This is a genomic window from Erwinia phyllosphaerae (assembly GCF_019132875.1).
GTDB classification, from domain to species: domain Bacteria; phylum Pseudomonadota; class Gammaproteobacteria; order Enterobacterales; family Enterobacteriaceae; genus Erwinia; species Erwinia phyllosphaerae.
Window position 1 is genome coordinate 93,493 of sequence record NZ_JAHSPF010000001.1, and the last position, 14,182, is coordinate 107,674.

Below are 14,182 nucleotides of genomic sequence, written 5' to 3' on the forward strand. Positions count from 1 at the left end.
ATTATTTCTCAAGCCCGAAAACCTGATGAACGCGCAATCGTTTTCGTTTATACTGCGCGCGCGTTTTTTCCCTCAATCAGGTAGAGATTTATGACAACTCTTGGTACTGCGCTGCGTCCTGCCGCAACTCGTGTAATGCTGTTAGGTTCAGGAGAACTGGGCAAAGAAGTGGCGCTCGAATGTCAGCGTCTGGGCGTTGAAGTGATCGCGGTCGATCGCTATGCCGATGCGCCAGCTATGCATGTCGCCCACCGCAGCCATGTGATTAACATGCTGGATGGCGAAGCATTAAAAGCGCTGGTCGCGCTGGAACGTCCGGACTATATCGTGCCGGAGATCGAGGCTATCGCTACCGATATGCTGATTGAGCTGGAAAAACAGGGCCAGCACGTAGTGCCCTGCGCTCGCGCGGCGCGTCTGACCATGAACCGCGAAGGCATTCGTCGTCTGGCGGCTGAAGAGCTATTGCTGCCCACCTCTTCCTATCGCTTTGCCGATAACGTGGCGGACTTTAACCAGGCGGCGCAGGAAATCGGTTTCCCCTGCATTGTTAAACCAGTAATGAGCTCCTCGGGCAAAGGCCAGAGCTTTATCCGGGAGGCAGGCGAACTGGCAGCGGCATGGGAATATGCGCAGCAAGGCGGTCGCGCCGGTGCAGGCCGCGTGATTGTCGAAGGCGTGGTGAAGTTCGATTTCGAAATCACGCTGCTGACCATCAGCGCCGTCGACGGCATTCATTTTTGTGCGCCAATCGGCCACCGTCAGGAAGACGGCGATTATCGTGAATCCTGGCAGCCGCAGCAGATGAGCGAGCTGGCCTTACAGCGTGCGCAGCAGGTCGCAGAAAAGGTAGTGACGGCGCTGGGCGGTCACGGCCTGTTCGGCGTGGAACTGTTCGTTTGCGGTGACGATGTAGTATTCAGCGAGGTGTCACCTCGTCCGCACGATACCGGAATGGTCACGCTGATTTCTCAGGATCTGTCAGAGTTCGCCCTGCACGTACGCGCTTTCCTTGGCCTGCCTGTTGGTGCCGTTCGCCAGTATGGCCCTGCGGCTTCCGCCGTCATTTTGCCTGAGCTGCAAAGCAGCAACGTGCAGTTTGCCAGTTTAGATGCGGTGCTGGGCGCGGGCCTGCAGCTCCGTCTGTTTGGTAAACCAGAGATACAGGGCAAGCGCCGTCTGGGCGTAGCGCTGGCAACCGGTGAGAATATTGCAGATGCTGTACAGCGTGCCGTTAACTGCGCAGCTGGCGTGAAGGTCAGCGGCCAGGGCTAAGCAAGCATCGGCCAACAATCAGCCCCTGTTAAGGGGCTGATGCAGGAAATCGTTACGGCGCTGACGGAAAAGCGCTGTACGGCCCACGCTGTTTAACCTTAGCGCGCGCCTGCCACCGCCTCTTTCGCCAGCTGCGTAATGCGATCGTAATCACCGGACTCCAGCGCATCCGCAGGCACCAGCCATGAACCGCCAATACATAACACGCTCTTTAAGGCCAGATAGTCGCGGTAGTTAGCCGGAGAAATCCCGCCGGTCGGGCAAAATCTTACCTGAGGGAACGGGCCGCCAATCGCCTGTAGCGCTTTTACGCCGCCGTTGGCTTCTGCCGGGAAAAATTTAAACTCGCGCAGGCCATAATCCATGCCGGTCATCAGTTCGGAAACGGTGCTGATACCAGGGATCAGCGGGATCGGCCCTTCTACGGCTGCTTTCAACAGGGATTCGGTAAGGCCAGGGCTGATAGCAAACTTAACGCCCGCGTCAGTCACTTCCCGCAGCTGCTGGCTGTTCAGTACCGTTCCTGCGCCTACGATGGCCTCCGGCACTTCCTGAATCATCGCTTTAATGGCATCCATTGCACAGGCCGTGCGTAGCGTCACCTCCAGCACTTTTACGCCGCCCGCAACCAGCGCTTTCGCCATCGGTACCGCGTGCTCCAGCTTATTCACTACGATAACCGGCACGACCGGGCCAGTCTTCAGAATCTGTTCAGCGCTAATTTCCCAGTTACTCATCGTCCTGCTTCTCCTGTCAGGCCTGCCAGCTTACGTTGAGAGCAAGGCGGGCAAAAACGACGCGTGCAGCGTCCGCAAGTGTTCGTTTGCTACCATACAGGATTACGGACGGCTTCGTCCACGTAAGCGCTCGTTTTTTTGAAACAACGGTTCAATTTATGAAGCTCGCTCGCAGTTTGTCCCGCTGCCGCTTTTTGTTTGTCCCGCTGCCGCTTTTTTATCGCAGTAAAAACCCTGCGGCGTTTAAAGATCTTACCGGCCTGCTTATGCCAGACATAAAAAAAACTATGGAGCCTGACGTCTGTTCAACGCAGGCTCCATAGTTCAGGGATGGCATAATTCGCTTTTCTTACGCCGCTGTTGTAAACCTTGCAGCGGCGCAGAGGGTAAACTACTCGAACTCGTTCCAGGAACGGCCATCGCGGGTGATCATGGCTACCGAAGCAACCGGTCCCCAGGTACCAGCCTGATAAGGCTTAGGCGCTTCGTTATCTGCGGCCCAGGCTTCCATAATGGAGTCTACCCATTTCCAGGCTTCTTCCACCTCATCACGGCGTACAAACAGCGCCTGGATGCCCCGCATGGTTTCCAGCAGCAGACGCTCGTAGGCATCCGCCAGATGCGACTGGTTAAAGGTTTCTGAGAAGCTCAGGTCAAGCTTGGTCGTTTGCAGATTGTGCTTGTGATCCAGCCCTGGCACTTTGTTCAGAATCTGGATATCTACCCCTTCATCCGGCTGCAGACGAATAGTGAGCTTGTTCTGCGGCAGTTCCTGCCAGGAATCTTTAAACAGGTTGAGCGCCGGGTTCTTGAAGTAGACCACAACTTCTGAACACTTGGTTGGCAAACGCTTGCCGGTACGCAGATAGAACGGTACGCCAGCCCAGCGCCAGTCGTCGATATCGACGCGGATAGAGACGAAAGTTTCCGTGTTGCTGGATTTGTTCGCGTCTTCTTCTTCCAGATAGCCGGGGACTTTTTTGCCCTGCACAAAGCCAGAAGTATATTGACCGCGCACGGTTTTATCACGCACGTTAGTATGGTCAATACGACGTAATGAACGCAGCACCTTAACCTTCTCGTCACGGATGCGGTCAGCGCTCAGGTCAGCCGGTGGCGACATCGCAATCATGGTCAAAACCTGTAACAGGTGGTTTTGAATCATATCGCGCATCTGGCCCGCTTTGTCGAAGTAACCCCAGCGGCCTTCAATACCGACTTCTTCCGCCACGGTAATCTGCACGTGGTCGATAGTCCGGTTATCCCAGTTAGCGGCAAACAGCGAGTTGGCAAAACGCAGCGCCAGCAGGTTCAGTACCGTCTCTTTGCCCAGATAGTGGTCAATACGGAAAACCTGGTTTTCTTCGAAATATTCGCCAACCTGATCGTTGATCTCCCGCGAGGTCTCCAGCGAGGTACCCAGCGGTTTTTCCATTACTACGCGGGCAGGCTGCGCGTTCAGTTTAGCCGTTCCCAGCCCTTTACAGATGGCGCCAAAGGTGCCCGGCGGCATGGCAAAATAGTTAATGGTTACGCGCTTCTTCTGATCCAGCATTTTGCCCAGTCGGGTAAAGTGCGCCGCGTCGTTCACGTCCAGATTGCAGAAGTCGAGTCGGCTGCTCAGCTTATCCCACAGCGCTTCGTCGATGGCCTCCTTCATAAAGGTTTCCAGCGCTTCGCGTACGACCTTGGTGTAGGCTGCTTTATCCCAGTCGGCACGGCCAACGCCGATGATGCGCGACTCTTCGTGGATCTGACCGGCTTTTTCCAGTTGATACAGGGAAGGCAACAGTTTCCGGCGTGCAAGATCGCCTTTGGCACCAAAAATTACCAGATCGCAGGCCTGGGCTGTTTGTGTAACCGCCATTCTATTCTCCTCGTTGCAGGATAAGCCCGACCGGCGGATTCCCTCACCGTCGGGCTTTTCTGATTTTCTTTCAATACAATGTACTGCTTTTGCCGGGTCTACGTAAACCTGACAGCGCCTCTCCAGCACAGAGTAGCCAGTTTGCCTAAAATTTGCCGCCCAGGAAGCAGGCAGTTTGTGCTTAATTTTTCCGCCCCTCTGTTTTCAGCAAATCGGGCGCGTTACGCAAACAGACAGTAAAAAGCGGGAAACGACGGCGAAAATGCCCATTAAAGAAATAAAAAACAAACTTTTACCCACTACTGGCTTCATCGATTTCACCTTTGTTAGAAATCGACAAAACAGATAAAAAGAGAGGCCCGGAATGGCGGAATAAATTGGCTGCCTGGCATCATTTACGGCCTTTAACCCGGTTCTTTCTGCACCTGAGGAAAATACTTTTTATAGCCGAACCTTAATCGCCCTACAAACAGAAGGACTATTGTCAGGACAAACGATAACGCAAAAGCCATTAATATAATGTTCTGCAACGCCATTTTTTCAGAAAGCAGGCTGACCGCCAGTCCGCCAAGCGGAATAGAAAGCAAATTCAGCATGCCTACTACGCCAATCACGCGCGATAAAATGGCCGGAGGAATAACCGTGCTGCGCATAATGCGAATATAGACGCTGAATCCGCCGTCAAAGGCGCTCAGCAGCGCATAGAGCGCAACCCACAGGTAGTAGTTATCCACGACGCCCAGCAGTAAGCCACTAAGTAATATGATTAACAGCGAGCACTGCCCCACCAGGGTAACGCCAAAGCGAAACGAGACTTTCGGGATCAGGTAAAAAAGTATTACGGAAGCCAGCGCGGCGATGCTCTGCATCACCCCCAGCGAGCCAGAGTCCAGCCTGAAATGCTTAAGGATAATAGCCGGAGAGATAGCCAGGACCACGCCATAAATAATATTAACAATCCACGTCATCGCGCAGAGATAAATGATTTTTTTATCTTCAAACAGATATGAAAAAGCGGCCTTATTAGACTTAATGATATCGCCAGGCTTTGCTATTTTTTCTGAGGCTGGTGAAGAGATTGTCAGCGTGAACAAATTGATGGCGGAGAGCAAAAAAAGAACGGCTGACACCAGCAAAATACCGTTAACCTGAGTATGCGAATAAATAACGATGGCAATAGCCGGCCCCAGAATCTGCGAGAACTGTTCAACCGTCTGAATTTTTGCATGTGCTTTAGCATAATCTTCACGCGGCACGTTGGCAGGAATAACCGATTCTATTGATACGAAGTTCAGCACGTAACATAGCGACATCAGGGCCATTAGCGCGGTTAACGCGCCAAAAATGCCGGTTATTTTGATCAGCAGACAAGCTGCCAGTAATGCCACGCAGCGGAAAATATCCAGCGCCAGAAATATCTTTTTGAAGTTCTTCCCTTGCAGCAGCGAACCCGCGATGGGAAAGAAAAGCACCCGGGGTATCCATTCAATCACGAAAGACAAAGCGGATAAGCTGGTAGACCCTGTAGACTTAAGAATGGCCAGAGGGACAGCAAACATCAGAAACTGGTCGCAGAGGGCGCCCAGCCCTCTGCTGATAATAAATTTTTGAAAACTGAAGACGGCCAAAGCAGTTCCTTACCTTTATACAGATACCATCTGAAATGTCTGTTTTGAGAGATCCTGAGCCAGCTCCAGATGCCGGGTAAAAAGCTTTTCGCCCTGCATTTCGCCCGGCCAGAAAAATTCAATTATCCCTTCACGGTTACGCCAGGAGTCCAGCGGATAAACCTGTTGGCCTTTAATAGCCATCACATTAAAGTGCAGGATATTAGCCGGGAGAGTTTGCGGGATGTTGATTGCTGCAATAGTGCCCGTTTCGGCTTTCATAAAAGCAATAGCAGCAATGCCTTTCCCTGACTCGAGATCGCTGGTAAAAACCATGTCCGGATCGATATAGGAAGAGACATGGAGCTGATAAGGATTATAGCCGTACACCTTTTCAACCAGCCCCATGATACTGTCACCGCCGGTTCTGGCCGCAACCTCAATGATCTTTACCTCACCTTCCGCGCTCACTTTGGCTTCAAAATGTGCGATACCGTGCCTGATACCTAATGCGCGACAGGTTTTTTCGGCAAGTTCAATAAGTGTGCGGTTGGAGGTAAAGCGAGAAGGGACAACGTGCCCTAACTCAACAAAATGAGGAGGTGCGCCCAGGTATTTATCGGTAACGCCGATTACCCGACTAAAATCTGGCGTATTGAGTACCTCTACGCTGACTTCAAAGGGGAAATCGATAAATTCTTCCACAATAAACAAGCTTTCGTCAGCGTTAGCCTCGCCATTGATACTTTTCACATCCGCAACGCTTTTATCGAATGCAGGGATAAGCTCTTCTTCGCAGGCTATTTTTATTACGCCCAGGCTGCCCGCCATCAGGCGTGGCTTGATAATAGCCGGATAACCGGTTTGTTCAACGGCAAGGCGTAAGGTCGCTACATCCGAAACCTGAAAATATTTCGGTACCGGTAAACCCGCTTTAAGCAGGCAGTCACGCATAATAAATTTATCTCTGCATCTTTCGACAACAGACATATCATTGTGTGGCAAACCATAATGATTCGCTAAAAAGGAGGCGGTTACCACGGTAAAGTCGTTGGTAGGAATAACCGCAAACGGCGTTCTGCCGGTTAGCTCTTCGTAGCGGATGACTTCCTGCAATACCTTTTCATGATTTGATATCGGCGCGCAAATATAACCGTCAAAATATTTTAGCGTGTGCGACAGGATATTATTAGTAACGGTAAATACATCCATTCCTTTTGCGGCACGTAATGCACCAGCAAAAGTACGCTCGCGAAAAGGAACTTCTGCGCCTACAAGAAGAATATAATCTCCACGACTGCTCATAACCTACCCTCTGAAATAATTAAATTTTATCTACTGAATACGCTTTTGTTTTTTTATTAATTAGCTCGAATGAATTTCGGCCAGCATCGATACCAGCAATGAATATTTATCAATGTTAAAACAGGGCATTAATAAGATTAATGCCCTTTCAGATTATTTTAACCTGCTCAAGGCCCTGGCAATGCGTATGCCCGCTTCGCGCGCATTATCATTATTAAGCATGGAATAGGATAAACGCAGCGAGTTCTTCTGTGGGTTACGTGCAAAAAATACTTCACCCGGCACGAAGACAACATTTTCCTTAATGCATTCCTGCAAAAGCTGGGAGGCATCAATGTTTTCTGCCAGATGGCACCAGAGGAACATCCCGCCGTCAGGCGTATTCCAGGTAATGTCATCACCCAGGTATTCGTGCAGTGATTCAATCAGATAGTCGCGACGATCTTTATAGGTCGCCTTCAGCATCTCCACCCTTTCGTTGATCCTTCCGGACTCAAGATAATGGGCTGCAATACTCTGGTTCAGCGTGGAGGTGTGCAAATCCAGTGCCTGTTTTGCCACTACCGTTGCCATATGGAACTGTTCCGGCACCGCTAACCAGCCAAGTCTTAATCCCGGTGAGAAGATTTTTGAAAAACTGGACATGTAACACACAGTGTGATCTTTGCCGAAGAGGCTTTGTGCGATGGAGTAGATTGACGGCACCGGGCTGCCGCTGAAACGCAGATGCCCGTAAGGATCGTCTTCAATAATTACCGCACGGTAGCGCTGCGCCAGTTTGGCAATAGTCACGCGCTGCTCGTAGCTGATGGTACCGCCCGTAGGATTGGCAAAATTAGGCGTCAGATAGACAATTTTTACGCCGCCAGCGGCCATCGCCTGTTCCAGCTGGTTTAAATCAATGCCCTCTGCATCATATTGCAGCTCGTCCACGGTAGCATCGCTATAGCCAAACAGCTGTAGCGCCGCCAGATATGTCGGGCGCTCTACCAGAACCTTATCACCCTTTTCCAGAAACACGCGGGCCAGCAAATCAATAGCCTGTTGCGAACCGTTAGTAATAATAATACTTTCTGCGTCGACATCCAGATTGTGGCCTTTATTCCAGCGGGAGAGCTGTTCGCGCAGATGCTCTTCGCCTTCCGTGACGCTGTACTGAAATAGATTTCTGTGTTCACGAGATAAAATATCTCTGAGGATAGTATCAATACCTTCCACATCAATCAGGTCTGTCGCAGGTATGCCACCTGCCAGCGATATAACGCCAGGCATTTTGCTGAATTTAAGCAGCTCTCTTACTGCGGAAGATTTGATACCGGCGGACTTTTTCGAAAGCATTGCTTACTCCCAATCCAGATTTCTGGTTTTAACTATTTTTTATATTACTGTTAAAATCTTGTGACTACAATAACGTTATGGCCGTAATCGTCCCGGTATTGCTGATTTCCTTAAAAAAACCGCCTGCAAAAAAGCAGGCGATCGACAACGTTTCATTCACTGCCAATAAGCCCGGCGAACATTTTTTCCACTCAGGATTTATCTACAAATACAAGATTTTTTGAGGATAAAAACTGTGAGTAGATTTTAAGCTTGTCTGCCGCGAGTCGGGTATAGCTGATTATTTTGGTTTCTTCTGAAACTCTGGTCAGAATACCTGACAAGCCCAGAATAACCTCATCCCACTTATCACTTTCCAGGGAAATAACAATATTTTCGCTTTCCGCCACGGCTTCATGCAGATTGGGGCTTATCAGAGCAAAAGGAGAAAGATCGGCCTCCTGAGGATAATAGCCCGTTACCAGGCAAGCGTTATCGGTCAGCGCGGCATCAATTTTTTTCAGATTAGTGACTGTGTCACTGATAATTAAAGTTTTCATATGATTAATAAGTCAGTCCAAGATAGCGTTTTGATTCGTCTGCCGCATGATGGCGGGCCATGTTGGCACTGCCGTACAGGCGCACCATCCAGCGATCGAGACCATTATATCTGGCCACAAATTTTTGCCGTGAGTGCAGCGTCCGCTGGTTTTTAAACAGCAGCATATCGCCCGGTGGCAGCTGGAGGCGATAGTAATTTTTCACTTTTTTGGTCGCTTCCATAAAGACGTTCAGGCTAACCAGGGCAGGATAATCAACCGGGATAACGGTATCCATATCCGTTCTGTTGTAATACATGCCTTCTTTGATACCAAGAATGGCGAGCGGCCCTTTCAGTTCATCGCCGTTAAAAGAAGACGGCATTCTGAAAAAATATTTCTTTTCGCAAAGCTCATCAATGACGTGCTGTTCCAGCTGTGCCAGCACCTCGTCCAGCTCCACGACCTCCGTAAAGACGTCAGGATCGGGCCGGATGCCGTAAAAAGCGAGCACCTCCGGCGAGCCGGAAACGTTGTGGGTCTCTTCGGGGATAATAGGCAGGATAGGATTTGAAACATGCATATCCAGCGTCAGCGCGCTGCCGTGGGAGCTGACTCGCTTTGCCCGTTTACGCGTGGGTACCACATGACGGAATAGAAGGCCCTTATTTTCCCGCAGATATGAGATCGGAAAAATATCGCAGGCGGCAAAAACGGCAAACTGCATGACGCTGGCAATCGGCAGATCTGCATTGTCAACGTAGCCGGTATAGGGCGTTTCTTGTATGTTGTAATCAAAAGGCAGGCCATTAACGCGTAAAATATTACCGTCGCCAGGCATAAATCCATTCAGAGCAGACCAGGTCTCCGGGCTGAGGATATTTTTAACCTCTTGCTTTAATAAGGGTAGCGATGAAAAAAGCGTATCGTCATCAAACTGACTGAATGTTTCGGCCAGTCGCTTCAGGTTTTGCTGCTCTTCCCAGGAAATCCATACGGTCTCAATCACTGACATTCTCCAATAAATTTAAAAACCAGGTTATCCGCGTTTTAATTACAAATCTTTCCCACAGGTCCAGCCGCCATCCACAACAAAATTAGCGCCGTTGATAAACTGCGAGTTTTTATCGGCCAGCAAATTCACCACGGCAACAATATCCTGTGGCTCGCCCGTGCGGGGAGCGTAAAGACCGCGATTTATTTTTTCCATAATGTCGGGATCGTGAAAATAGTGCTCGGTCATACCTGTGCGGGTAATAGCGGGTGAAACAGAATTACACCTTATCCCCTGTCGACCAAACTCCAGCGCAAATTGCTTAGTCATACCCAGTAAAGCATGTTTAGAAGAGACGTAAGCTGTCCGTTCCGGCTCCGCAAGCATGCCGCTAACGGAAGCAATGTTGACGATACTTCCCTCACTTTTTTGCGCCACCAGCTTTCTGCAGAAGTTTCTGGAGAGTAGAAAAGGTGCGGTAATATTGACTGAAAAGACGTCTGACCAGGTATCCAGGCTTAAATCCAGCAGCGGCACAATCTCTCTGATGCCCGCTGCATTGATCAACAGACTATAATCACCGAGTGAGATATTATTGAAGCTAAAATCGTTCAGCGCATTTAAATTTTTTAAATCTGCTTCAATAAATTCAAAGCTGTCGTGATGAATATCATTTTCCCGATCTAAACCGTAGACCTTATAGTTTTTATCGAGGAGCGAATTAACTATCGCCTGTCCTATTCCTCCGTTACTGCCGGTAACAACAGCTATGTTCTTACTCAAAATCTTCACCTTTTCTTTTCTGGAAGGTCACCAGGATAATGTCCCTGTGCAAGAAATTACGCTCATCGTATTCTTCAGGCACGCTCATTGGTGTCACAGCATGAAAGCAGCGATGGTTCACAACCAGCGTATCGAATGTTTTTCGCATTCTGAGTACGCGGTCGATCTTTTTAGGGTGTTTAGCGATAATGCTCTCCCCGCCGACAAGATCGGCAGAAACATCCACAAGATGCATGAACACCACATCTTCATCATCTTTATGCAACCATGAAGGTGAACTGTAGGCCGGCTCTTTTCCTGCGTTATAGCGGAAAAAGTGGACGCCAATCATTAACTCTTCGACGGGCGGCATATCATCAATATTTTTTACTATATCGATATCTTTTTGCACGATTTCATTAAAGAGCCTGGTATTCAGGATCTCTTCACTGATATTTTGATAGTCTCTTACGACACCGCCGGTAACAGGATTATATCTTTTAGTCTGCTGATAAGGCTCAAACTTGCCGTAACGCAACGTATCATTCTGATAAGCCACCTGGATATAGTTTCTTAATCTGTTGCCTTCCGAATAAGTATCGAGCGGCATTTCAGGGAAACGGGATTTTAGCAATTTAAGCTCTTCATCCTGAATAATGAAGTCTTCGAAGTTTTGGAGGTTAAATTTTGCATGTCCTGTGCCCTGCAAATCCTGAACAATATGATTAATTTCCATTTTTTATCTCTATGTCCACCAGACCACTTTATTCTCAATGTAGCCAATAAATCGCCCTGAGCTAATCCTTTCGTTTTCTACAGAGCTGGTTACGCCATGCAGATAAGAGGCATTCAGGAAATAGAGGTCGCCCGGGGCTAAACGGACGGTGAAGCTGGCAAAGTTATCGGCAAATTCCAGCGGATAAGGATAACCCGTGTCGACAACATCAAACTCCCGGCGAATATTATCGTCCGGGCGACAGTTCCAGACTTTCAGTTCACCACCGTTAGCCGCATCGCAAATACATAGATTTGATGAAATCACATTTTTAGCTTTTGCAATTTCATAACCATCTTTTTCTGCAAATTTCAGTTGGGCGCTGTCATCATGAGGCCACAGAGACATATTGCCGTTATCCAGCCATCTTCTGGTAGTCGCAAAATTAGCATGATGGCTTTTGAAAGCTGAAGGACGATAGCCGATTTTTTCTTGCGTAAAGAAAACTTCCAGCTGTTTGTCCAGATACAAGCTTTGCACATCGTGATCTGAAATACCCTGATATAAATTCAAAACATCAGCATCTGATTCCACCGTGGCCGTGATGTATTCAAGTCCCGTTTTATGAAACTGTGAGGAACCGATTTGTTCTGTTTTTACGAAACCATCATCAGGGCGATGATTACCTTTAATCTGCATAATTTCATAAAAATTACTTTTTATTTTTTCGCAGACCGCAGGTTTTACCGCGTTGCGAATAATGTAGAGTACCCGGCCATCCGCGTTTCCTTCCTTGATAATCCGCGCGACTTTATATAAGTCCAGGTCTTTGACATCATCTTCGTAATATTGAAACGACATAAAACCTCGCAAAAGTTGTTTTTCTGTTGTTTCCCTGATCTAAAATAATTAATAAATTGTTATAATTTATTTAATTTCTATCACCCTCGCTTTGACGCGTCAACAACATTAATTTTTCTGTTGTTTATTTAAAATAAACATTGGTTATTATCACTAATAAAAAATATCACTGTAAACATAGTTATTGCTGGTGATAATTATTTTGCAAGCGTTGCGAACGGCTTGATAAAACACCACAGCCGCTATTATTGGCCAGTAAAAGAGATAAATAACGGCATTTAATCCTGTGTACTTGCAAAGCTCACCCTGCCGCTCTGAGGAAGATGAAAGCGCATTTGACGCTCTCAGCACGTTTGCAGCGCATAAAATTTTCTAACGAATCAGATTAATCGCGTAAGCGCTTCAGGATTTTTATGCGGCATGGCTCCCCCCCTTCAGGCCGACGGGATGCGATAAATTCGTCGAGACTAAGCGGGACAAGATGATGACTTCGGGCTGCTGTGCCAGTATTGTATCCATTGACGGCTTCACCGCCCGCCTTCAGAGCAAACAGAGTGAGAAACAGACCGGCCCGTTAACTGTCTGAACGTCTGTTTTATCAGCACAAATGCGCACAGATGCACCGTTGGCGAGGGTTACTCCTTCACCAGCCGTTTTAAAACACAAGGAACTCTCCATGACTCGACGTTTAAGAAGAACCAAAATCGTTACCACGCTTGGTCCGGCTACCGATCGCGACAACAATCTCGAAAAAATTATCGCAGCTGGCGCTAACGTCGTTCGACTTAACTTTTCTCACGGCACGCCAGAAGATCATATGCAGCGTGCCAGCGACGTGCGCGCGATTGCCGCAAAACTCGGCCGCCACGTTGCTATTTTAGGTGATTTGCAAGGCCCGAAAATTCGCGTTTCAACGTTTAAAGAAGGCAAGGTTTTCCTTAACCAGGGCGATCGCTTTCTGTTAGACGCCAGCCTGAGCAAAGGCGAAGGCGACAGAGAAAAAGTTGGCATCGACTATAAAGGTTTGCCTGCTGACGTTGTGCCTGGTGACATTCTGCTGCTGGATGATGGCCGCGTGCAGCTGAAAGTGCTGGAAGTTCAGGGCATGAAGGTCTTTACCGAAGTGACCGTTGGCGGCCCGCTTTCTAATAACAAGGGTATCAACAAGCTTGGCGGCGGCCTTTCAGCCGAAGCGCTGACGGAAAAAGACAAAGCGGATATTCTTACCGCCGCCAAAATCGACGTGGATTACCTGGCCGTTTCCTTCCCACGCTGCGGCGAAGATCTCAACTATGCGCGTCGCCTGGCTCGTGAAGCCGGCTGCGAAGCGAAAATCGTCTCTAAAGTGGAGCGCGCAGAAGCCGTTGCCTCGCAGGAAGCGATGGATGACATTATCCTGGCTTCCGATGTGGTCATGGTTGCCAGGGGCGATTTGGGCGTAGAGATTGGCGATCCGGAGCTGGTCGGTATTCAGAAGGCGCTAATTCGCCGCGCACGCCAGCTTAATCGTGCGGTGATTACCGCCACGCAGATGATGGAATCGATGATCACCAACCCGATGCCAACGCGCGCAGAAGTGATGGACGTGGCGAACGCCGTGCTGGATGGTACCGATGCGGTGATGCTGTCAGCGGAAACCGCAGCGGGCCAGTATCCGGCAGAAACCGTGTCGGCGATGGCAAAAGTGTGTCTCGGCGCGGAGAAGATCCCCAGCATCAACGTTTCCAAACATCGCCTGGACGTGCAGTTCGACAATATTGAAGAAGCGATTGCCATGTCCGCCATGTATGCAGCCAACCACCTGCAGGGCGTCACGGCGATCATTACCATGACGGAATCTGGCCGCACCGCGCTGATGACTTCACGTATCACTTCCGGCCTGCCGATTTTCGCTATGTCACGCCATGAACATACGTTAAACCTGACCGCGCTGTATCGTGGCGTAACGCCAGTCTATTTTGACAGCAACAATGATGGCGTGGTCGCTGCTCACGACGCTATCAACCTGCTGCGTGATAAAGGTTTCCTGATGTCCGGTGACCTGGTCATCGTTACCCAGGGTGATGTGATGAGCACGACAGGCACGACCAACACCAGCCGTGTACTGCGTGTAGAATAAGTTTTGTTCCGCGTTACCGGGCCAGCGTGCCCGGTAGCTTTTCCTCGTCCCTTCTTTCTTTTTATTTCAATAAAAAAGTCATTA

12 protein-coding genes are annotated in these 14,182 nt (G+C 49.2%); 2 read left to right on the forward strand and 10 right to left on the reverse strand.

The window, feature by feature from the left end; genetic code table 11:
* The first annotated feature begins 90 nt into the window (after positions 1-90).
* Entirely contained in the window at positions 91-1,275 is a 1,185-nt protein-coding gene (gene purT / locus KUE00_RS00470; protein ID WP_246757537.1) for a formate-dependent phosphoribosylglycinamide formyltransferase, read from the forward strand.
* Between the two features lie 98 nt (positions 1,276-1,373).
* On the opposite strand, the gene KUE00_RS00475 is transcribed toward purT, so the two are convergent.
* From KUE00_RS00475 to KUE00_RS00520, 10 genes are all read right to left on the reverse strand, one after another.
* Positions 1,374-2,012, reverse strand: coding sequence for a bifunctional 4-hydroxy-2-oxoglutarate aldolase/2-dehydro-3-deoxy-phosphogluconate aldolase (locus KUE00_RS00475; protein ID WP_246757538.1), 639 nt, complete (start codon positions 2,010-2,012; stop codon positions 1,374-1,376).
* Positions 2,013-2,403: 391 nt separating this feature from the next.
* Positions 2,404-3,879: a glucose-6-phosphate dehydrogenase gene (gene zwf / locus KUE00_RS00480; RefSeq protein ID WP_246757539.1), complete on the reverse strand. Its 1,476-nt coding sequence runs from the start codon at positions 3,877-3,879 to the stop codon at positions 2,404-2,406.
* A 404-nt stretch (positions 3,880-4,283) separates the two neighbouring features.
* A complete protein-coding gene (locus KUE00_RS00485) occupies positions 4,284-5,507 on the reverse strand; it encodes an MFS transporter (protein WP_281434426.1) in 1,224 nt (407 codons plus the stop codon).
* A gap of 15 nt (positions 5,508-5,522) precedes the next feature.
* Positions 5,523-6,791 (reverse strand): ATP-grasp domain-containing protein, encoded by a 1,269-nt coding sequence (locus KUE00_RS00490; RefSeq protein WP_246757540.1) that lies wholly within the window; start codon positions 6,789-6,791, stop codon positions 5,523-5,525.
* A gap of 153 nt (positions 6,792-6,944) precedes the next feature.
* A complete protein-coding gene (locus tag KUE00_RS00495) occupies positions 6,945-8,129 on the reverse strand; it encodes an aminotransferase-like domain-containing protein (RefSeq protein ID WP_246757541.1) in 1,185 nt (394 codons plus the stop codon).
* A 191-nt stretch (positions 8,130-8,320) separates the two neighbouring features.
* On the reverse strand, positions 8,321-8,668 hold the full coding sequence (locus KUE00_RS00500) for a hypothetical protein (protein WP_246757542.1): 348 nt from the start codon (positions 8,666-8,668) through the stop codon (positions 8,321-8,323).
* Positions 8,669-8,672: 4 nt separating this feature from the next.
* Complete coding sequence (locus KUE00_RS21885; RefSeq protein ID WP_246757543.1) at positions 8,673-9,656, reverse strand: TauD/TfdA family dioxygenase; 984 nt, start codon at positions 9,654-9,656, stop codon at positions 8,673-8,675.
* Positions 9,657-9,701: 45 nt separating this feature from the next.
* Positions 9,702-10,424, reverse strand: coding sequence for an SDR family NAD(P)-dependent oxidoreductase (locus KUE00_RS00510; protein ID WP_246757544.1), 723 nt, complete (start codon positions 10,422-10,424; stop codon positions 9,702-9,704).
* Complete coding sequence (locus tag KUE00_RS00515; protein WP_246757545.1) at positions 10,417-11,139, reverse strand: 2OG-Fe dioxygenase family protein; 723 nt, start codon at positions 11,137-11,139, stop codon at positions 10,417-10,419. The genes KUE00_RS00510 and KUE00_RS00515 overlap by 8 nt, the downstream gene beginning before the upstream one ends.
* A gap of 9 nt (positions 11,140-11,148) precedes the next feature.
* Positions 11,149-11,979 carry a hypothetical protein gene (locus tag KUE00_RS00520; protein ID WP_246757546.1) on the reverse strand — a complete coding sequence of 277 codons (831 nt, stop codon included), beginning with the start codon at positions 11,977-11,979 and terminating at the stop codon, positions 11,149-11,151.
* Between the two features lie 676 nt (positions 11,980-12,655).
* Here KUE00_RS00520 and pyk point away from each other — a divergent pair.
* A complete protein-coding gene (gene pyk / locus KUE00_RS00525) occupies positions 12,656-14,098 on the forward strand; it encodes a pyruvate kinase (RefSeq protein ID WP_246757547.1) in 1,443 nt (480 codons plus the stop codon).
* Positions 14,099-14,182: the final 84 nt, after the last annotated feature.